The organism is Bacillus sp. FSL H8-0492 (assembly GCF_038006145.1).
GTDB classification, from domain to species: domain Bacteria; phylum Bacillota; class Bacilli; order Bacillales; family Bacillaceae_G; genus Bacillus_A; species Bacillus_A mycoides.
The window spans coordinates 2916864-2935989 of record NZ_JBBOUP010000001.1 but is presented as its reverse complement, the minus strand read 5'-3'; the positions used below and the strand labels follow the sequence as shown (position 1 = coordinate 2935989).

Below are 19126 nucleotides of genomic sequence, written 5' to 3'. Positions count from 1 at the left end.
CAAGCGGTTGTATTTAGGGAATTTAATAAAAACGCTATTTTAATAGCAAGAAGGGAGGGGTGGCTTTGATTAAAATACTTGAATTATTCGGAGGAATCGCAACTTCAAAATACGCAGATGGTTATGGCGTGAATTTATATGAGAATCCTGCTGATTCGCAATACACAGGAAATATCACGAAAAAAATCCCGTATCTTATTTTTAAAGGATATTGGGTGGCGGTGATAAGGATATGATTTGTTTAGGTAGCGAGAAGCAGTGGGCGAAATTAGAGCATTTTGATGTGCAATGGTTCTGCGCCTACTCTAAATATCCTCAAGGATACGGAATTGCAGTTCATAGCGAACCTGAGTGTACGAATCATATTGATAACATCGATGGTACGGTTCCTTATCGTGTTTGGGGGAAACACTTAGATGCTATTGATATCGGTGGTAATCGATGGATTAAAGCGGAGCATGTGACGATTAAATAATGAAAAGCCGTCCTGTTGGGCGGCTTTTTTCTTATTGATTCTCCTAATGTTTCTTTATTCATATTTAAATCTCGCTCTCTCTAATTTTAAAAATTTTTCAAACCTATTTATCAGATCTTCTTTCGTAGTTGGGACTTCTTGAGGCATATAATTAACAAAATTCACCATATCTTCTGGGTAGTGATGATTTCCATAAAACTCTGCAATTTCATTTAATAATTCATTATCTTCTTTACATCTTTCTTTTATTTCAGATAAACAAACAAATCTTAGTTTTCTATTCTCCTCTACTAACATTGTGCTTTCTTCATCTAATTGAGGAAAATAATTAGTTTTTATTTCTAACATCACCTTATCTAAATCTTCACTAGATACTCCCCATGCAAGTTCACTAACAAACCCACTTTTATCACCAATATCCATCAATTCTACCGCATAATCGGAAATGACGTCTTTATTAAAATAATTTTCTTGGATGCCTACAAAAATAGTTTTCCAGTCATACTTAATATGTTTATTTTTTAAATCTTTTAAGTTCATATTATTTACCTCTTACTTTTTTGGAATTTGATTTGGCTTACCCGTCATAACACCATTTTCAATGAATCTCCTGTGGCTAACATCACCATTGGGCTCAACAATCCATTCAAAAACACCTTTATTACCATTGTTACTTCCTGTTATTTGATATAATTCCCTTTTAATACGGTCCCCTCCTACTAGTGGAAACTCCTCCGCAAATCTTGAATAATTATCAATAACATCAGAAAAACCATGTTCCTTTGATACATGAGGGAACTCTTTTTCTATAAAAGGTTTCCCTTTTTCATCTCTTCCCCAAACTGGTTTTACATTATCAACCTTTTTTCCACTTCCAACTCGTTTTCCATCTATAACAGGTCCTTTAAGTTCTTCAATTACTCTAAGATTAGCTCCGCTGTTTGTCCCAGCAGTGACTTTTTTAGCTGTATTTGCAGCCTCAGTAGCCTTAGCAGTCATTTTAACTCCTTTTCCTACTTTAGCTATCTTTCCAAAGGGTGTAAGGCCGGCTACAGCCATGACACCTGCCCCAGCACGATCCCACCCCGAAAGTTTTTCGCCAGTAGATGGATCAATACCATCCCAAACACGACGAACATCATGTTCACCACTTATTTCACCCGCTATATCCCTAGCAAGTTTTTTACCATCAAATCCTTGTTCCTCCGAAGAAGGTTTACCACACATTGCACCTTCTTCCATTGTAACATCTTGATTATCTGTATTGCGGAATTTTTCGGCAATTCGTCTCAAATATTCTTCTATTTGTATAATTGAATTGATAGATGTAAAAGCTTTTGGTTTCGCATCATTGAACATGTGAATGAACTGTTGATTAGAGGCACCAATCCATTGAAAACACAAACGATCTATTTCATTACATAAATTATTATGTATAGATTCTAATGCGATTCTGGTATTACTTGCACGATTAGCAACTTCTTCTAGCATTTCAGGTGTTACTTTGATTTGAACCATTTTCTTCCTCCCATTCCCAATTAAAATTATGGGGTAAGAGGAAAAAAATGTAAATATCTAATTTAGAGATAAACGTAACCTATGTATATGTGAAATAACAAAAGAAACCGGCTCATAAGAGTCGGTTTTTTGTTTTATCTTTTTGACGCTCTATATCCAGCAGCTTGTGCTTCAGCTGCTGAACAAAACGTTTCTTCAGCATTTGTTTTATCATAGAACTGTTGACCAGGCATATGATAATTTCGGAGGAGGTGAGTTAGGATGCGGAAATGGTGAAAGAAACCATTTTCGAAAAAACGCCCACCCTGCATTGTTCGTGAGGAACAATGCAGGGTGGGCTAAACTGATAGGATCTGTGAAAATTGTGCCCAAATTATGCATGGAAAAGGTATTGAAAGAGATGAATAGTACTCTTTACATCTTATTCCATATATAACAAAGCTGGTTAGCTTCTGATTCAAGCGCTATTAAATGATCATTATTAATAGAGTTATTCGTATACATTCTGTTCTTTTGGATGTTAAGAACCGTATAATTCACATCGTTATGTTCATTTGAAAATGTCGATTCGTTTAATAATGTCAGCGTTGAGTTGATGTTGTATTTATCAATTCGCTCTTTTTTTCCTTTGAAAAACAGTTTGATAAGATGCGGCTCATCATTAATGAGCAAACCGAGTTCAGGTGATGAGCGGACGATTAAATCATCTGATATCCAATGTGATTTACCTGGATCGAACCAAGAGACGTCTTTGTTTTTAATAAATTTTTTGTACTGTTTTATGACATCAATGTAGTTTTGCTTTTTCTTCTGATCAACCGTTTGCACTAATGTTTCGAAACATTCAAAAGGTAGTTCGTTTTGATGAAATTTAATAACAGTGTCTCGTAATTGTTTCCAGTAATCAAAAGCTGGTTGGTATTCCGGTTGAGATTTTAGATTTTTCACAAAGTTTGTTTTAGCTGCACTACTTTTCAGTGTGAAGTCTAAAAATTGTGTAAGTCCTACTTTAATTTCTGCCATATTACACCCCCTTTTCAAACATTACTAATTCGATAATGGAAAGGAAAATCCTGCATTTTTTAAGGAGGTGAGCTAGATGCTAGAAAACACGATATCCATGCACAATGGCTACGGTAAAGCTGATTCGCAAGAACAAGAGGGAATTATTACAACTTCTATCGATATCGAAAAGTTACAAGATGTCATAAGTCGAGCGGTAGTGATTTTGCAGGAGTGTCCAGAAGATGCTGAACTTGATGATTTAAATGGGAGCATTAATGAAGCGTTGGAATTGTTACAAAAGTATTTGGGGCAATAAAAAAGGACGAGCAGTCGTACCTGCTGTCCTTTATAGGAGGAAAATTATTCTGGACTAGAACTACGAATAACCAGAAAACGCGCTTTTAACCAGTGTTGTCAAAGATGTAATAATCTGTGCAACATAAAAGCTTAGTCGGAATTCAAAACACCAAAATGGCTTGCGTTGGTAAACAGGCTCAAAAGTAGTATATGCAAAATGAAAAATTCCATACAAAAAGCAGACAACAATTTTGGTTGTCTGCCTGTGAGTTGAATGAGTTAGCTAATTGTGATAAATTGCTTTCCCATTACAAGAAGAGTGAAGCTGCTAGTTCAAACAGCTTGTAGGTAGTGTTTTCGATATCTAAAAAAATATACAGAGAAAGCAGATAGGTGAAGAACCTGCCTGCTTACTACTGTAACAAAAGAAAGAAGTACTAGCCGTGGATACGACGACTTGAAAATAGTATGTATTTTTATTTAAAAAATATTCAAGAGGTGAAGAAACATGGAGTGTTTGATAAATGGTGTCTATGAAATAGATAATGCTTTTTTTGGTCCAATAAACTTTGCTAATGTTGTAGCTGTTTCATCCATAATTCAATTGAGTGCAGGGGATTTAGTCGAGATTTTTTCACAAAGTAGCGTAGCTGGAGTTATTAGTAATGTAGAAGATAGTACGCATTTTGAAGCTGCAAGATTCCCGTCTCCAAAAGTATAAGTGGTATGAAACCTTGTAAGTAATTTAATATCAGGACATTCCAACATTTATACTCATCCTGTACAAGAACGGATAATTTATTTGTAGTGCATGAAGTATTTTAACGGTGTACAAGCTGTTTTGAAAGTGCTGGATAAATGAACTATGTACTGTTAAATAGTGTCTGATGATTGTAAACGAAACAGTCGAAGAAGAGTAGCGGTGTATGCAAAAAGAAATGCATGATGTTTAGGTAAAGAAAGCTTACTAGTTAGGGGATCTTACCGATTTAGTTTATGAAAAAAGGCAAAGAGTAACTCTTACCTTACTCCTTGTTCATAGAATACACAAAAATTATACGTTTGTACAGGTCGATAATTTACAATAATAATATTTGAATATAATGCTTACGGGTAATTCTAAAGGATGAAAAAGTATTTGTTATAGCGTAAGTGTTGATTTTAAAGTGTTTTAAAGAGAATGTTTACAACTCAACGATAATAAAGGAATATTGAAATAATAAAATATGAAATATTGCATATCTCACTTAACAATATAATCTATTCAATAATAATAAAATCGTACAGAGGAGTTTTTTCTAAAAATCCGAGTTGATGAAACTAGATAATTTGTATTACTGATTTAACCAGAATATTACATGAGTGCTTTGTTTTTAAAAGTTATACTTTCTCTTCGCTCTGCCTTATGGTGGAGCATTTTTATTTTTGTAATCGCAATAACTTGTCCAAACTTTTCAAGTCTAGCATACATATTATGCAGTAGTAGATTAGAAAGGAGCACTATATATGTCTTGTTATTACTACTGTAAGAATTGTGAGAGTTACCAAAAGAAAAATCATGATTGCTGTAAAAAAAGAAGTGATTATTATAATAAGTGCGGTAAAAGATGTGATGACTGTTCTTGCGATCATAAGGAGAATAACCTTGTAAGAGCATCTGCTTTTAGAGCTGTAAATACAGTTAATCAAAACCTTCCAGCTAATACTTTTGTTAAAGTATTATTTCAAAATGAACAATTTGATTTAGCGAACGAATATAACCCAGCAACATCAGATTTTACTCCGAAGACTAGAGGAGTTTATTCCGTAATTGGGACGATTGGTTTCTTTCCGAACGATACAAATTTAAATTATAGAGCGCGTGTAGAAGTTCGAGTGAATGGAAATGCGGCAATTGCTATAGATAACGACTTTTTTGGTCCGATAAATTTCGGTAATGTCGTAAGTGTTTCAACAATACTTCAATTACATGCAGGTGATATTGTCGAGATTTTTGCACAAAGTAGTATAGATGGGGTTATTAGTAGTACAGAAGACGGTTCTCATTTTGAGGCTGCAAGATTCCCATCTCCAATTGTATAAATATTAAAAAGGAAAAAATTTATTAACTCTGCTTTTCGGTGGAGTTTTTTAATTTCATAATAGCAATAGCTCGTCCAAACTTTTTAAATTTATTTTGCATAGTATACAACAATAGATTTAGAAAGGGGATATAAATATGTCTTATTATTATTGTAAGCATTGCAATGGCTATAAAAAGACAAAGCATACTTGTTGTAAGAAGAGTACAGATTATTACGATAAGTGTTGTGATAATGAGAAAGATAAACTTGTAAGGGCATCTGCTTTTAGAGCGGTTAGTACAGTAGATCAAAATGTCACTGCAAATACTTTTGTTAAAGTATTATTCCAAAATGAACAGTTTGATTTAGCGAATGAATATAATCCAGTAACATCAGATTTTATTCCGAAGACTAGAGGGGTTTATTCTATTATTGGTACAATCAGCTTTGCACCTAATGATAGTAATATGAATTATAGAGCGCGTGTAGAAATTCGGGTAAATGATAATCCAGCTATAGCGATAGATAATGACTTTTTTGGTCCACCCAATTTTGCAAATGTCGTAGCTGTTTCAACAATACTTCAATTACATGCAGGAGATGTAGTTGAAATTTTTGCTGAGAGTGATGTAGATGGACTGATTATACAAAATGATCCAGGATTTATTAGTACGCATTTTGAAGCTGCAAGATTCCCATCTCCAATAAAATAAAAGACATGTTTGTGATTTATGGACTATTTTTTTAAAAAAGGCCCTACCTTATGGTAGGGCCTTTTAGTTAAAGGTGTTAAATTGGTAATATATTAAAATAAGTTCATAAACACTTGATAAGCAACACCTAGAGTTAATATGATAGCTAACAGTTTTGCTACCCATCTAGGTGCATTTAAATTTAGTAAAAGGGAATGACATATACTAAATGTAATGCCGAGTGTTAAAAGAATTGCGATAAGATATAAAATTAATAGGAATAAAGGTTGCTCTATGGAGCCGAATTCAATTTTGGATGGATTCATGTAATATGTACCTCGTTTTTTATTAATATATTAATGAAATAATGAAGAATATAAGGAATTGGAAGAGTAATGTAATAAATACTATAAAAGTAAATTTGAAGTTATGGATGGAGTAGATAAAATAATCTTTGAAAGACTATTCAAAGCCAACATTTGTTTAAGTTTAATATACAAGAACGAACGTTCTTGGTATACTGGAAAATAAAAAAGGTGCGTTTACATGACACATTTTAGTAATATAATTGAAAAACTAGATGAAATGATTTACAAACCTAATAATCTATTAATTACTAAACGAAAAGAAGAAAAGCAAAATTCAGAATATGCAGGAGAGGTATTCCAGCTAAATAATAGAAGCATCCGATTTAGGGTATCAAAAATTACGCCTAATAAGATTGGACAATTTGTTTCTTTTTGGGAGAAGAATGCCTCCATGAGCAATCAGGCATTTTCTTATGATTCAGCTCCTAACCTTTTAGTTATCACTTGTATAGCGGATAATAACCTAGGACAATTTATTTTTCCAAAAGAGATTCTTCTAAAAGAAAAAATATTAAAAACTCAAAATCAAAAAGGGAAAATGGCTATGAGGGTTTACCCTATTTGGGATAAACCTATTAGTAATCAAGCTAAGAAGAGTCAATTGTGGCAACTTCATTATTTTGTCGATTTAAGTGATACTGAAAATGTAGCTACAGATAAATTATTAAACTTATATTCATAGCACATAATAAGAAAAAATTGAAATATTCAATGTTCGTTCAAATGATATTTGGAAATATTAACAGGGTAAGCCGTTAAGTAAAGAATAAAAAAGGAGCATACAAATAAAGTATGCTCAAAAAAAGATAGGTTTTATGAGTGGAGAATCTCCATACGATAATATATGCGCATTTCATTAATATGTGTAAAATATCAACAGAATATCAATTAATGAGTTATTTTAGTTTTTTAATGAAGTCATGTTTTGTGAAATGAAAAAGAGCCGTTTCTTTTGAAAGATGCGGCTCTTTTTATTATTTTGTTATCGTACTGTTCGAAATGATAAATCATAAAATTATACGATTAACAATTTGATAATGATTGGACTTCAGTTATATATTTCTTGAAGTCTGGATATTGAGATACAGTTTGGCAGGTAGTGGTGAGTAGTTGATTAATTAAAGATACATTTGTAATTACTTCGTTACAAGGGCCATAGAATGTAACTTTTAGCTTTGAATTCGGGGGAACTTTGAATACGATAGGGATTTTTTTCATTAAATAAACTCCTTACATAACAGAGGTTATATGTTTATTTCCTTTTAATTAGGAAGACATATTAATATAATATGTAATTTTTATTGTAGTTGATTATTACATATACTGTATGAGTTGATGTAATTTCTATTACGTATCAAAATAGTGTTGTGAAAAAATATATATCATGTTTATAAAAAGCTTAAAAACAGCTTAAAAACAGACTAATATGAGGGGATAAGCGTTAATTAACTTGTCTCTATATAATAAATTGTAAAAAGGCAGCTTTTTTTAGCTGCCTTTTTACAGGGAGATTGAAAAATCTTGGAGGTCATTCATGAGTATAAGCAAAAATTGCTTATATGTAGTATGTACATTATTTATAGTTTTATTCCAATATTTAGTATGAAATAAACGCAAGTTTATCGTTTACAAATGCAAAAAAAGAAGGACTTATTTATTATGGATAAAAAGAAATTATTTAGTTTTAAAAAATGATGAAAATATATTTATTTGTCTTATAGAAGCTTGCTATTAGGCGTATGGGTCTAGCAATAAAACAAGCTTTGAATAAGATAATAAAAAGGAGTTGATTAGTAATGGGTTATATTGTAGATATTTCGAAATGGAATGGAAATATTAATTGGGATATTGCAGCGTCTCAGCTAGATTTAGTTATTGCTAGAGTTCAAGATGGTTCGAATACGATCGATTTTATGTATCAAGGTTATGTGAAAGAAATGAAGAAACGTAGTATCCCATTTGGGAATTATGCATTTTGCCGTTTTATATCTATTTCAGATGCAAAAAAAGAAGCGCAAGATTTTTGGAATCGTGGCGATAAAAACGCTAAATTTTGGGTGGCAGATGTAGAAGTTCAAACAATGGTAGATATGCAAGGCGGGACTCAAGCATTTATTGATGAATTACGCCGATTAGGTGCAAAAAAAATTGGTTTATATGTAGGACATCACACGTATGTATCATTTGGAGCTCGCAATATTGATGCTGATTTTATTTGGATTCCTCGTTATGGAGGGAATAAACCAGCATATCCTTGTGATATTTGGCAATATACTGATTCAGGAAATGTTCCTGGTATTGGAAAATGTGATTTGAATCAATTAATTGGGAATAAAAATCTTTCTTGGTTTATAGGTTCAAATCAATCAAACAAATCAATCTAGTATTGGAGACAGTAAGCGACCAAATGGAATTGGTATTGCAGTTTCAAAATATGATGATGGATACGGAATTAATTTATATGAAAATCCTGCGAATCCGCAATTTATAGGAAGACTTACGAAAAAAATCCCATATTTAATCTATAAAGGTTATTGGGGAGGTGGCGAAAAAGATATGATTTGTTTAGGTGGTGAACAACAGTGGGCTAAGTTAGAACATTTTAATGTACAATGGTTTTATGCATATTCAAAGTATACACCTGGATATGAAATTAGAACGTACGATGGGCCAAACGGGAATGATACAGGTGCGGTCGATGGGAGGGTTCCTTATCGTATTTGGAATCGTCAAGATGGATATATAGATATAGGTGGGAACAAATGGATCAAAGAAGAACATGTGCAGATTAAATGATGTTAAAAAGTCGGATTTATGCCGGCTTTTTTATTTAATAAAGCTTGTCTCTGGCATGAAGAGAAATACTTGCAGAAAACACATTGATTTCACAATAGCGCTGTATAGTTCCTAATATACATTTATCAAAGTGAGGTATTTGAATTGAAAAAGAAAAAGCTATTTATGGGAACTATTATTGCATGTGTGGCGCTAACATTGTCTGCGTGTGGTTCCTCAGAAAATGTTGCAACATCAAAAGTAGGAAACGTGACAGAGAAAGAGTTAAGTAAAGAATTAAGGCAAACATATGGAAAAAGTACTTTATCTCAAATGATGTTAAATAAGGCATTGCTAGATAAATATAAAGTTTCAGATGAAGAAGCTAAAAAACAAGTAGAAGCAGCGAAGGAACAAATGGGTGACAAGTTTAAAGTGGCTTTAGAGCAAGTAGGATTAAAGAATGAAGATGAATTAAAAGAGAGAATGAAGCCAGAAATTGCACTTGAGAAAGCGATTAGAGCGACTGTCACAGATAAAGATGTGAAAGATAACCATAAACCTGAAATGAAGGTAAGTCACATTTTAGTGAAAGATGAAAAAACTGCGAAAGAAGTAAAAGAGAAAATAAATAATGGTGAAGATTTTACTGCTTTAGCGAAACAGTATTCGGAAGATACTAGTTCAAAGGAACAGGGCGGAGAAATAGCTGGTTTTGCTCCTGGTCAAACTGTGAAAGAGTTTGAGGAAGCTGCGTATAAATTAGATGCAGGACAAGTAAGTGAGCCGATAAAAACATCTTATGGTTATCATATAATAAAAGTGACGGATAAAAAAGAATTGAAACCATTTGATGAAGTAAAAGATACGATTCGAAAAGATTTAGAACAACAAAGACTGCAAGATGCGACAGGTAAATGGAAACAACAAGTAATCAATGATCTATTGAAAGAAGCAGATATTAAAGTAACAGATAAAGAATTTAAAGATACATTTAAATTCTTAGATGAGAAATAAGGTTTAGAAGAAAAACAGAGATTTAGCATAATGCTATATTTCTGTTTTTTTGTTTTCAATAGAAAAGGGAACTCATATAGAGTTCCCTTTTCGCGTTAGTGTGTGAGTTATAAATAGATAGTAAGACAATACAATATTACATTTAAATATTAAGAATTACAATAGGAAAATTTGGATGTAGATAAAAGGAATAAGCAATTAAATTCGCAAAATGTTGAAATGATAATGTTTTAGTTAATTAATTTTGTTAAATATAAACTAAATATATTTTCTTGGAGAGTGAATTGAGGACATAATTTAAAGAATGGTACATATCATATTTATTGGAGTATAAATTAACTTTATAGGAAGTGACATGTTGAACATTTAGTACAAAAAGATGTTCTTAATGATGATAAGAATTATTTATCCCGCTATTTGTGGGAGTCTTACTGCTCGTAAAACCCCCACTGATTATTAGTCTTCACTTTATTAAAATAGGATGAATATTTTTATATTTACTAGATTATTAAATTAATTTGGGGGAAAATATATGAAAGTGATTTTTAAGAGAGAAGGCGGAGGGGAAATTTTTGAATCATCTAATGAAAATATAAGCGTTCTATTAGCTGTATTAAAAGAAACAAAAGGGATAAAGATTGGGATGGTTGAGTATGAAGTATTAGAATATAAACTGGAATATTATCGGAATCCGAAAAAAACAGAAACAGAGAGAGAATTACATATTATAATGCAACCCAAGCATATTCAATAAAGAAAGTGAAAAATTGATGAGTGTGAATCTTACTGCCTGCAAATAGCAGGATAAATGGTAGTAATTGTCGATATGTATGAAACTTATGAGGAATGAATTGTTTTACATCATAAGTTTCTAAAGCTTTGTGAGTTCGTTCATAATAAAAGTGTATGCTTTTGTTGAAGGATGGTTAATGAGATGTAGCTGAAATTTGTATTACAGAAAGAACGTTAGTTAGGATAGAAAAGTAAAATTAGAAATATAATTAGTTCAATAAAAGCGACTTCACATTAGGTGGAGTCGCTTTTATTGTTGCTACACGTATTCTATGATGCGATAGGAAGTGCAAAGAAATTTGATTAATAAAAGGGAGTAATAAATGAGTATGAATAAACTTCATATATTAAAGTTGCATTTTGTTTGAAAAATTTACATGTTGCACTTCCGTAAGAACGTTAGTTCGTGTATAATTAGAACGAATGTTCTTTCGAAGTGGAGATGTCTACAAATTCATAAATAGTTTTGAATTGGAAAGCTACGCTACGTATAAATAAGAGATGGATAAAGAATGAAGCGATAAGGCTTCTAACCGCAAGGGCTACGGAGATAGCCTAATAAATTAGAGTTCGATAGAACTCTTTACTTAGGAATCCCCCACTTCTAAACGAAGTGAAAGTGGGGTAGTTCAAGAATGGATAGATATAGAAAATTGAGGAGTAAAGAAAATGAATTATGTAAAGATACAGGAAAAAGGAAGAGAGTGGGTTCCATTTACAGTAATGTCGGAACAATTATTAAGTATGAGAAAAATTATTGGAGAGAAATTAAAAGTCCAAAGGCCACTAATAACGAATGAAGCGAAAGAAAGCATTTCAGACAAATTATTAACTTCATTATTGTCTGAAGAAGAGATGTTAGTGACCTATTTTGAAGAAGGATACATACTTACGAGTTATATGACAGTGGTTCATATAAATCCAATTCAACAAATTGTAAAATGTACAGATGCATTTTATAAAACATATATATTTGCTGCAAGGGACATAATTGATGTAACTTAAAAGAAGCTGAATTTTGAAGTTTAGCTTCTTTAATTTATCTAGCTATTTGCGGGCAATTAGATTTACACCTCAAAATTCGGCTGTGAGTCAGGATACCTGTAAAAACCTAATTTTTTGAAGAGGTGAAGAACTAAATGAAAAAGCAGCTAGATGGAAGCTAGCTGCTTAGTCCCAGGGAAAGGGAGAAAAAGATTGGTACTCAAAAAATCGACGATAGCTGTGTATCAGCCTAAGTATAGTATAGACAAATTTAAAAATGTTATACAAAAATGATTACAGAGCTGTTTAGGCCGTACCAACTTGGTTTTGATCTGCTAGATCAGAATCAAATGTATTAGTCGCGCTAACCCCACTAAAAGTGTTCACTACGAAGCCAACGTTAGATGCGCCAGAGCCGTTATAAGCTTTCGTATTCTCTTTTGGAGAAACATTGTAGAAATCACCTAAGTTGAAAGATCCGTTACTATTTTGTACAACTAAATTCCCAACAACTGAGGGCATAATTTTCACCTACTTTATAAGTAATTGTTTGCATTACTATATGAAGGTACAGTCTAATTGGTTCATTTGACAAATATTCCGGAATAGAAAAATGTTTGAAGCTTTGTTTAATCAATCGAGCAAAAAGTATGTTAAAATTAATGAAGAGCTGAATTTTAAAAAGGACAAATTTGAATAATTAATATATATGGAATTAAAGGAGGCAAAATGTAATGGATAATGTTATAAAAACAGTGGATTTAACAGATGCAGAATCAAGTAAACTTGTTGCTTTTATTTATAGTAATGATGTCACATTGATCGAAAAAGCATTTTGTCCTAATGAAATAAAATTAAAGTTTAATGAAATAGCAATTTTATCGGCAATTAAAACCGCATATATTACGAAAGTATCTATAAGGAAAGAACTTGAAGCGATTTTTCACGATACAGGCGTTTTATTAGTAAAGCAAAATGTTGAAAGGAATAGTATTCAATCTATAACAATGCATTTTGAGCAATTTAAAAAGTTGCAAAATGAGATTGAGAATCTAAATAAAAGTATGTTATAAGACTAGGTGGAAATTTATTGATAGAGGTGGGCTCTGTTAAGTTGAAAAAGTGGATTGAAAAGTATTTGGATAAATCGAACCGTAAACATAAATATACTTTCATTAAGGTGTAACCTATATTTATCGATGTGAGAAATGTAGGGAATAGAAGATACAATTTAAAAATAATAACGATACAAACAAAAAGAGTAACTATGATGGTTACTCTTTTTGTTTGTAATATGTAATATCAAAATACTTCTAAAGTATGAAATGAATTGATACTTAAGTGAGAAGTTGAATAAGAATAAAAAGAGTAATATTAATGGAAAGGAGGAGATAAAGTTGGAGCGAAACGACATTGGGAAACTTGTAATTATTACTGGAGTAACGCAAGGGTTAGGACGTGCAATGGTTGATAGGTTTCATGAATTGGGGTGGAACATAGCAGGGTGTGGACGCTCAAAAAATAAAATTGAAGAGCTTAATAAATATTACGGTGCTTCACATGATTTTCAAATAATTGATGTTTCAAATCATCACCAAGTTAGTAAATGGGCAAGTCGTATTCTTAATAAGTATAGGGCTCCCGATATGTTAATAAATAATGCATCGATTGTTAATCAAAATGCACCTCTATGGAAAGTTACTGCACAAGAATTTGAAAGTGTAATGAGTGTAAATGTGAACGGGGTAGTAAATGTCATTAGGGCGTTCGTCCCGGCGATGATAGCTAGGAAAGAAGGAATTATTATTAACATGAGCTCTAGTTGGGGAAGAGAAGGCGAGGCTGAACTTGCACCATATTGTGCCTCGAAGTTTGCTGTTGAAGGTATCACGCAGTCAATGGCAATGGAACTACCAAATGGTATGGCAGTAGTTGCTTTAGATCCAGGTGGCAGTATTAGCACTCCAATGCTTCACTTATGTGCACCTCAATATGTAAAAGAATCTCCTACACCTGAAATGTGGTCACATAAAGCAATTCATTATATATTAAATATATCAATAGATAAAAACGGTGAGTCATTGACATGTCCGGCATACATTCATTGAGAAACTCCTTGTCAAAAAGAGCGCCTGAAAGGTGCTCTTTTGTATTATTAGTGCATTATGTGATGCACAAAATTACATATAAAAAATAGAATAATGAATTAAAGGTGATATTTGTTTGTTTTGAATGTACTAGAAAATTTAAATATAGGTGATGGGAAATGAACCTACGCGATTTGGAATTGACAGGTGCCTGGTTTCAAGTAGGAGGAAATCTTATAGCAGCAATTGGAACAACTAGAGGGTTTGCAGGGGAAGAAAAGATTGAGTCGGATCTCGTTATTGTAGGGAGTTCATTACAAGCTCTCGGATATATATTACAAATTATAGCAACTAATGATGCGAAAGATGAAGATAAATGTGAGAAGCAAGAGGTAACTATAGATAATAAAAATAAAGCGCTAGCGAAAACGGGGATTGAGTTATTAGCTTTAGGTAATATTTCAAATGTAATAGGAACGTATTTTAATCTCAATGAACAAATGAAAGAAAATGATTTCCTTATAATTACTGGAAATAGTTTGCAATCAATTGGCGCTTTTTTAGGAGTAGAAGTAGCATTGAATGAGATAAATGGAATACAGTGGATTATCGTATTAGGGAATTCAATGCAAAGTTTAGGTGCGGGATTACAAGCATATGAAGGTATTAAAAATATACCAAAAGAAGAAAAGGGAAAAGAAGACAGTAATATAGATAAAGAAGATCAACGTATAATAGGGCTAATAGGTATTTGGATACAGGCAATAGGTACTGTAATTTCAGCAATTGGATTAACCGAAATAGTAGAGGAACAACGATTGGAATCTAAGAAAAGGTGATGAAATACTCATTTCAATGAAGTTTGGAGTATTTCAATTTTAGAAGTAGGACAAGATGGATGTGTTAATTGTTTTTGTAGGCTTTTTCATATAGGCGTAGAATATACATATAAACGAGCAGGTGAAAATAACTTGTTAACGTTAGTGAGAGGCTTCTCATTTAGTTATACTATTATATGTGATTTTTGTAATGATGAGTTCTTATATACGCTTTTAGAAATAACATGATTTCATAGGTTTGATAGTGTAGGAGATGGATAGGGAAGAAGCGAAAAATAAACATTAAGGAGTTTTTCAGACATGATGTACTTATTAGCAATTTTACTTCCGCCGGTAGCTGTTTTATTTTGCGGAAAGCCGTTTCAAGCGATTATTAATTTCATTTTAACCTTAATTTTTTGGGTTCCAGGAGCGATACACGCAGTTCTTGTCGTACATGATAAAAAAGCCGACAGGCGACTTAAAAAACAAGTTCAAGCGTATGATGAAATTAATAAAAGAAATAGAAGGTAAATTGCGATTGACATACAAAAAAGAAAGGGGATTTGATTCGCCTTTCTTTTTTGTATGCCAATCAAGTTTAAATTTTAGTATAGCGGTAAGAATTTTTAATATAAGTATTATGATAATAACTTTTAGAGTGTGCGTTTAATAAACCGGTGTAAATGCTTTCTGGCACATTAAAGAAATCATACATACCATTCTTTAGTTGAATACGTAAAATCATAGAAAAAGGATTATAGCCAACAGCAACTAATTTTTTTGAAATAACGGGAGATAGCTTCATCATTACGCAACTCCTTATTTTTCATTTTAGATGGTTTCTTGTAGAGAAGGGGATTGTCGTGTTGAAATCCTAATAATTAAAGGAGTATTATACTTATATGCAATATATTAAATGTTTGTTATACGTAATTATAAGGAAGTTCACACGAAGTACATATCGTTGTGCTATTTTTATTTCACCTTTGATTTATAAATAAGAAAATATTGACCATTTGAAAAAAAGGTATATTATTTATACGAGGTATTAAAAATTCACTTCTTACATTCTATGCTTTAAGGGGCAGTATTATTAGAAAAAATAGAAGTGAAAATAGTTTGTATAAGAAGTATTCTAAAATGTATAATCTGTGAATTGGGAAAATATTGAATGCTCTAGGTCAATATACTTTCTTGATTAAATGTATTTGGGAAAGTGACCTCAATATTTTCAAGTAAATCAACGGGAGAATTGAAAGGCAGGAGAAAGTAACATGTCAGAAAATTATCGTTCTCGAGAGGAGCGACGACAAGTTCAAAAGAAAAAACAGCCAGCTTCTAAAAAAACAAAACCAAAAGGTAAAACATCGTTTTTTCGTAAATTTTTAATCAGTTGTTTACTACTTGGTATTGTAGGTTTAGTGGCAGGGGTTGCTACCTTTTTCGTAATGATTAAGGATGCACCAAAACTTGAGAAAGCAAAACTTGTTAATCCGTTATCCTCAAAAATTTATGATAAAGACGGGAATTTGGTATATGAATATGGGAAAGAAAAGCGGACGAATGTTACGTATGATCAAATCCCAAAATTAGTAGAAAATGCATTTTTAGCAACAGAAGATTCGCGTTTTTATGAGCATAGCGGAGTAGACTTTAAGGGTACTGCACGTGCAGTTTTAGTTAGTCTTAAGGGAGATTATGGCTCTCAAGGTGGTAGTACGATAACGCAGCAAGTTATTAAAAACTACTTCTTATCGATGGAAAAAACGTCAAAACGTAAGGTTCAGGAAATATATTTAGCGTATAAGCTAGAACAACAATATTCAAAACATGAAATATTAGAGATGTATTTAAATAAAATTAATTTAGGAAACCGTTCATATGGAATTGCAACAGCAGCACAAAACTACTACGGTAAAGAATTGAAAGATTTAACATTACCAGAAGTTGCGATGCTAGCTGGCTTACCAAAAGCACCGAATAACTATGACCCAACGAAAAAAGAAAATGTTCAAAGGGCAACAGAAAGAAGAAATACTGTACTAAACTTAATGAATAGACATGGTTATATTACAAAGGCAGAAATGGAAGAAGCATCGAAAGTACCAGTGGATAAAAATATTAAGAGTGCAGCTGAACTACAAGCGATGCCATATACTGCATTTATGGATGCAGTAGTTAAAGAAGTAGAAAAAGAAATACCAGATGTTAATATTGGATCTGATGGTTTAGAAATTTATACAACATTGGATCCAAAAGCACAGAAATTAGCTGATAATATTTTGAATACAAATATTATTAATTATCCAAATGATAAATTCCAAGGTGCTTTCACATTTATGGATACGAAAACTGGAGAAGTTCGCGCTATAGGTAGTGGGCGCGGTGAAAATAAAGCAGTATTTAAAGGGCATAATATGGCGATTGAATTAGATCGTGCAGCTGGTTCAACTATGAAGCCAATCTTTGATTATGCACCGGCTATTGAATATTTAAAATGGGCTACGTATCATCAAATCGATGACTCTCCATTTAAATATTCAACTGGACAAGAACTTCGAAATGCGGACAGAAGTCATTTAGGCCCAATTACTATGCGTGAAGCGTTAAAAATGTCACGTAACGTTCCAGCAGTTAAAACAGCTAAAGAGGTAGGTATTAGTAAATCGAAAGAGTTCTCTGAGAAATTAGGTATTACATTTAATGTAGCACCGACAGAATCAACAGCGATCGGTACAAATGAAGCGTCACCAACTGAAATTGCAGGTGCTTATGCGGCATTTGGGAATGACGGTAAGTATACGAAGCCGCATTTTGTTAAGAAAGTAGTTTATCCAGACGGCAAGTCACAAAGTTTTGGACAAAAACCAAAATCAGTTATGGCGGATTCTACAGCATATATGATTACTGATATGCTTCGTTCTGTAGTTACATCAGGTACTGGTACATCGGCAAATGTGGCCTCTTTAGATGTAGCTGGTAAAACAGGTACAACTAACTATTCTTCAAAACAACTAGCACAATATGGAATTCCAGAAAGTGCAACTCGTGATAGTTGGTTTGCAGGATATACACCGCAATATACGATGGCAGTATGGACTGGATATACGAAAGATGGTAAAGACGAGTATATTAGTAGTAAAAATACGAAAATTGCACAGTTGATCTTTAAAGAAATGATGAGCGAGATGGCTACAGATAAATCACGCTTTAAAATGCCAAGTAGTGTTATTCAAGAAGGTAGTGAATTGCGTATAAAAGGTGAAAAACGTGATTCATCTCCAAATACGAGCGTACCGGATACAACGGAACAACCAAAACAAGATCAACAGCAAAAAACTGAAGAAGAGAAAAATCAAGAGGAATTAAAGAAACAGGAAGAACTTAAGAAACAAGATGAACTTAAGAAGCAAGAAGAGCTTAAGAAGCAAGAAGAGCAAAAGAAGCAAGATGAATTAAATAAGCAAAATGAACAAAATAATGGAAATGGCCAAGGAAATACAACACCACCGAACAATGGTGGAGGCCAAGGAAATACAACACCACCGAACAATGGTGGAGGCCAAGGAAATACAACACCACCGAACAATGGTGGAGGCCAAGGAAATACAACACCACCAAACAATGGTGGAGGTCAAGGGAATACAACGCCACCGAACAACGGTGGGGATCAAGGAAATACTACCCCACCGACTAACGGTGGAGGAGGCCAAGGGAATACAACTCCAACGCCACCAACTACTGGCGGGAACACAGGAGAAGTCCCTGCCAATAATGGACAATAAGTAATGTATATAAAAGCACCAAAGGTACCGATAAAACGGTTCCTTTGGTGCTTTTTATATTATAAAGGTTAATATTATTTTTAAATGTTAAAAGTACCATAGAAATTTTGAAAGTAAATTGATGGGAAATGATAAAAAATTTGAGTTGGTGGTATTGGATAACTAGGGCCATAAAAAGTAGTAATACTCGGGTGTGTACCATGATGCCAAAATGAAGGGGTGACTTGGTCAGTCGATTGATATTGTTGCCAAGTGGCAGGAAGTTCGATGCCAACATCAGAACTAGCTGTATGAACGGCAGGAACATGTATTGAGGGAGCTGCTGGGACAACGGCGGTTATTCTTGGTGATACCCACATGAAAATGATCACTCCTAAGTTTCAATGATAAAGTAGTATATTCTTTTAATGCTTATAAAGGTACATATAGATAGGATTTTCGGTTAAA

20 protein-coding genes and 4 pseudogenes are annotated in these 19126 nt (G+C 32.9%); 15 read left to right on the top strand and 9 right to left on the bottom strand.

Going from position 1 to position 19126, the window contains the following annotated elements:
- Positions 1 to 92 precede the first annotated feature (92 nt).
- Positions 93 to 475 (top strand): annotated as a pseudogene (locus MHH66_RS15090) (N-acetylmuramoyl-L-alanine amidase); the annotation flags it as partial.
- 54 nt (positions 476 to 529) lie between these two features.
- Here the strand turns inward: MHH66_RS15090 and MHH66_RS15085 are convergent.
- From MHH66_RS15085 to MHH66_RS15075, 4 genes and pseudogenes are all read right to left on the bottom strand, one after another.
- Entirely contained in the window at positions 530 to 1015 is a 486-nt protein-coding gene (locus MHH66_RS15085) for a DUF2247 family protein (protein ID WP_078185878.1), read from the bottom strand.
- 12 nt (positions 1016 to 1027) lie between these two features.
- Positions 1028 to 1993: a WXG100 family type VII secretion target gene (locus MHH66_RS15080; protein ID WP_078185877.1), complete on the bottom strand. Its 966-nt coding sequence runs from the start codon at positions 1991 to 1993 to the stop codon at positions 1028 to 1030.
- A 134-nt stretch (positions 1994 to 2127) separates the two neighbouring features.
- Positions 2128 to 2232, bottom strand: a pseudogene (locus MHH66_RS28625) (sunset domain-containing protein); the annotation flags it as partial.
- Between the two features lie 175 nt (positions 2233 to 2407).
- A complete protein-coding gene (locus tag MHH66_RS15075; protein WP_002012636.1) occupies positions 2408 to 3016 on the bottom strand; it encodes a hypothetical protein in 609 nt (202 codons plus the stop codon).
- Between the two features lie 76 nt (positions 3017 to 3092).
- Between MHH66_RS15075 and MHH66_RS15070 the strand changes: the two genes are divergently transcribed.
- From MHH66_RS15070 to MHH66_RS15055, 4 genes and pseudogenes are all read left to right on the top strand, one after another.
- Positions 3093 to 3314 carry a hypothetical protein gene (locus tag MHH66_RS15070; protein WP_063219593.1) on the top strand — a complete coding sequence of 74 codons (222 nt, stop codon included), beginning with the start codon at positions 3093 to 3095 and terminating at the stop codon, positions 3312 to 3314.
- A gap of 516 nt (positions 3315 to 3830) precedes the next feature.
- Positions 3831 to 4016: pseudogene (locus tag MHH66_RS15065) on the top strand (hypothetical protein); the annotation flags it as partial.
- A 785-nt stretch (positions 4017 to 4801) separates the two neighbouring features.
- Complete coding sequence (locus MHH66_RS15060; RefSeq protein ID WP_002012631.1) at positions 4802 to 5377, top strand: C1q-like domain-containing protein; 576 nt, start codon at positions 4802 to 4804, stop codon at positions 5375 to 5377.
- A gap of 136 nt (positions 5378 to 5513) precedes the next feature.
- Positions 5514 to 6071 carry an ABC transporter permease gene (locus MHH66_RS15055; RefSeq protein WP_063219592.1) on the top strand — a complete coding sequence of 186 codons (558 nt, stop codon included), beginning with the start codon at positions 5514 to 5516 and terminating at the stop codon, positions 6069 to 6071.
- Between the two features lie 92 nt (positions 6072 to 6163).
- Here MHH66_RS15055 and MHH66_RS15050 read toward each other — a convergent pair whose 3' ends face one another.
- Positions 6164 to 6376: a hypothetical protein gene (locus MHH66_RS15050; protein WP_063219591.1), complete on the bottom strand. Its 213-nt coding sequence runs from the start codon at positions 6374 to 6376 to the stop codon at positions 6164 to 6166.
- A gap of 220 nt (positions 6377 to 6596) precedes the next feature.
- Here MHH66_RS15050 and MHH66_RS15045 point away from each other — a divergent pair, with 220 nt between their 5' ends.
- Positions 6597 to 7100: a MepB family protein gene (locus MHH66_RS15045; RefSeq protein WP_078185875.1), complete on the top strand. Its 504-nt coding sequence runs from the start codon at positions 6597 to 6599 to the stop codon at positions 7098 to 7100.
- Between the two features lie 341 nt (positions 7101 to 7441).
- On the opposite strand, the gene MHH66_RS15040 is transcribed toward MHH66_RS15045, so the two are convergent.
- Positions 7442 to 7636, bottom strand: coding sequence for a hypothetical protein (locus tag MHH66_RS15040; protein ID WP_002141671.1), 195 nt, complete (start codon positions 7634 to 7636; stop codon positions 7442 to 7444).
- A 578-nt stretch (positions 7637 to 8214) separates the two neighbouring features.
- On the opposite strand from MHH66_RS15040, the pseudogene MHH66_RS15035 reads away from it, so the two are divergent.
- From MHH66_RS15035 to MHH66_RS15020, 4 genes and pseudogenes are all read left to right on the top strand, one after another.
- A pseudogene (locus MHH66_RS15035) lies at positions 8215 to 9214 on the top strand (glycoside hydrolase family 25 protein).
- 144 nt (positions 9215 to 9358) lie between these two features.
- Complete coding sequence (locus MHH66_RS15030; protein ID WP_063219589.1) at positions 9359 to 10210, top strand: peptidylprolyl isomerase PrsA; 852 nt, start codon at positions 9359 to 9361, stop codon at positions 10208 to 10210.
- 532 nt (positions 10211 to 10742) lie between these two features.
- Positions 10743 to 10964 carry a hypothetical protein gene (locus MHH66_RS15025; protein WP_002031836.1) on the top strand — a complete coding sequence of 74 codons (222 nt, stop codon included), beginning with the start codon at positions 10743 to 10745 and terminating at the stop codon, positions 10962 to 10964.
- 707 nt (positions 10965 to 11671) lie between these two features.
- The gene (locus tag MHH66_RS15020; RefSeq protein ID WP_078186005.1) at positions 11672 to 12007 is read left to right on the top strand and encodes a YolD-like family protein; all 336 of its coding nucleotides are present in this window, start codon (positions 11672 to 11674) and stop codon (positions 12005 to 12007) included.
- A gap of 285 nt (positions 12008 to 12292) precedes the next feature.
- On the opposite strand, the gene gerPF is transcribed toward MHH66_RS15020, so the two are convergent.
- The gene (gerPF, locus tag MHH66_RS15015) at positions 12293 to 12508 is read right to left on the bottom strand and encodes a spore germination protein GerPF (protein WP_001141569.1); all 216 of its coding nucleotides are present in this window, start codon (positions 12506 to 12508) and stop codon (positions 12293 to 12295) included.
- Between the two features lie 212 nt (positions 12509 to 12720).
- Here gerPF and MHH66_RS15010 point away from each other — a divergent pair, with 212 nt between their 5' ends.
- The 4 genes from MHH66_RS15010 to MHH66_RS14995 all read left to right on the top strand — a co-directional run bounded on the left by MHH66_RS15010 (position 12721) and on the right by MHH66_RS14995 (position 15425).
- A complete protein-coding gene (locus MHH66_RS15010; RefSeq protein WP_002012726.1) occupies positions 12721 to 13059 on the top strand; it encodes a hypothetical protein in 339 nt (112 codons plus the stop codon).
- A 324-nt stretch (positions 13060 to 13383) separates the two neighbouring features.
- Positions 13384 to 14094: an SDR family oxidoreductase gene (locus tag MHH66_RS15005; RefSeq protein WP_002085764.1), complete on the top strand. Its 711-nt coding sequence runs from the start codon at positions 13384 to 13386 to the stop codon at positions 14092 to 14094.
- A 158-nt stretch (positions 14095 to 14252) separates the two neighbouring features.
- Positions 14253 to 14912, top strand: a complete 660-nt coding sequence (locus MHH66_RS15000) for a DUF6944 family repetitive protein (protein ID WP_002035373.1) — start codon at positions 14253 to 14255, stop codon at positions 14910 to 14912.
- A gap of 300 nt (positions 14913 to 15212) precedes the next feature.
- On the top strand, positions 15213 to 15425 hold the full coding sequence (locus MHH66_RS14995) for a YqaE/Pmp3 family membrane protein (RefSeq protein ID WP_002085763.1): 213 nt from the start codon (positions 15213 to 15215) through the stop codon (positions 15423 to 15425).
- A gap of 67 nt (positions 15426 to 15492) precedes the next feature.
- Here the strand turns inward: MHH66_RS14995 and MHH66_RS14990 are convergent, their stop codons facing one another.
- On the bottom strand, positions 15493 to 15702 hold the full coding sequence (locus MHH66_RS14990) for a KTSC domain-containing protein (protein WP_002085762.1): 210 nt from the start codon (positions 15700 to 15702) through the stop codon (positions 15493 to 15495).
- A gap of 466 nt (positions 15703 to 16168) precedes the next feature.
- Between MHH66_RS14990 and MHH66_RS14985 the strand changes: the two genes are divergently transcribed.
- Positions 16169 to 18679, top strand: coding sequence for a transglycosylase domain-containing protein (locus MHH66_RS14985; RefSeq protein WP_078186006.1), 2511 nt, complete (start codon positions 16169 to 16171; stop codon positions 18677 to 18679).
- An 80-nt stretch (positions 18680 to 18759) separates the two neighbouring features.
- Here the strand turns inward: MHH66_RS14985 and MHH66_RS14980 are convergent, their stop codons facing one another.
- The gene (locus MHH66_RS14980; RefSeq protein WP_078186007.1) at positions 18760 to 19038 is read right to left on the bottom strand and encodes a hypothetical protein; all 279 of its coding nucleotides are present in this window, start codon (positions 19036 to 19038) and stop codon (positions 18760 to 18762) included.
- Between the last annotated feature and the right edge of the window lie 88 nt (positions 19039 to 19126).

Coding starts and splice junctions, on each gene's coding strand:
- MHH66_RS15085 (WP_078185878.1), bottom strand. CDS start 1,015: ATGAACTTAAAAGATTTAAAAAATAAACATATTAAGTATGACTGGAAA.
- MHH66_RS15080 (WP_078185877.1), bottom strand. CDS start 1,993: ATGGTTCAAATCAAAGTAACACCTGAAATGCTAGAAGAAGTTGCTAAT.
- MHH66_RS15075 (WP_002012636.1), bottom strand. CDS start 3,016: ATGGCAGAAATTAAAGTAGGACTTACACAATTTTTAGACTTCACACTG.
- MHH66_RS15070 (WP_063219593.1), top strand. CDS start 3,093: ATGCTAGAAAACACGATATCCATGCACAATGGCTACGGTAAAGCTGAT.
- MHH66_RS15060 (WP_002012631.1), top strand. CDS start 4,802: ATGTCTTGTTATTACTACTGTAAGAATTGTGAGAGTTACCAAAAGAAA.
- MHH66_RS15055 (WP_063219592.1), top strand. CDS start 5,514: ATGTCTTATTATTATTGTAAGCATTGCAATGGCTATAAAAAGACAAAG.
- MHH66_RS15050 (WP_063219591.1), bottom strand. CDS start 6,376: ATGAATCCATCCAAAATTGAATTCGGCTCCATAGAGCAACCTTTATTC.
- MHH66_RS15045 (WP_078185875.1), top strand. CDS start 6,597: ATGACACATTTTAGTAATATAATTGAAAAACTAGATGAAATGATTTAC.
- MHH66_RS15040 (WP_002141671.1), bottom strand. CDS start 7,636: ATGAAAAAAATCCCTATCGTATTCAAAGTTCCCCCGAATTCAAAGCTA.
- MHH66_RS15025 (WP_002031836.1), top strand. CDS start 10,743: ATGAAAGTGATTTTTAAGAGAGAAGGCGGAGGGGAAATTTTTGAATCA.
- MHH66_RS15020 (WP_078186005.1), top strand. CDS start 11,672: ATGAATTATGTAAAGATACAGGAAAAAGGAAGAGAGTGGGTTCCATTT.
- gerPF (WP_001141569.1), bottom strand. CDS start 12,508: ATGCCCTCAGTTGTTGGGAATTTAGTTGTACAAAATAGTAACGGATCT.
- MHH66_RS15010 (WP_002012726.1), top strand. CDS start 12,721: ATGGATAATGTTATAAAAACAGTGGATTTAACAGATGCAGAATCAAGT.
- MHH66_RS15000 (WP_002035373.1), top strand. CDS start 14,253: ATGAACCTACGCGATTTGGAATTGACAGGTGCCTGGTTTCAAGTAGGA.
- MHH66_RS14995 (WP_002085763.1), top strand. CDS start 15,213: ATGATGTACTTATTAGCAATTTTACTTCCGCCGGTAGCTGTTTTATTT.
- MHH66_RS14990 (WP_002085762.1), bottom strand. CDS start 15,702: ATGATGAAGCTATCTCCCGTTATTTCAAAAAAATTAGTTGCTGTTGGC.
- MHH66_RS14985 (WP_078186006.1), top strand. CDS start 16,169: ATGTCAGAAAATTATCGTTCTCGAGAGGAGCGACGACAAGTTCAAAAG.
- MHH66_RS14980 (WP_078186007.1), bottom strand. CDS start 19,038: ATGTGGGTATCACCAAGAATAACCGCCGTTGTCCCAGCAGCTCCCTCA.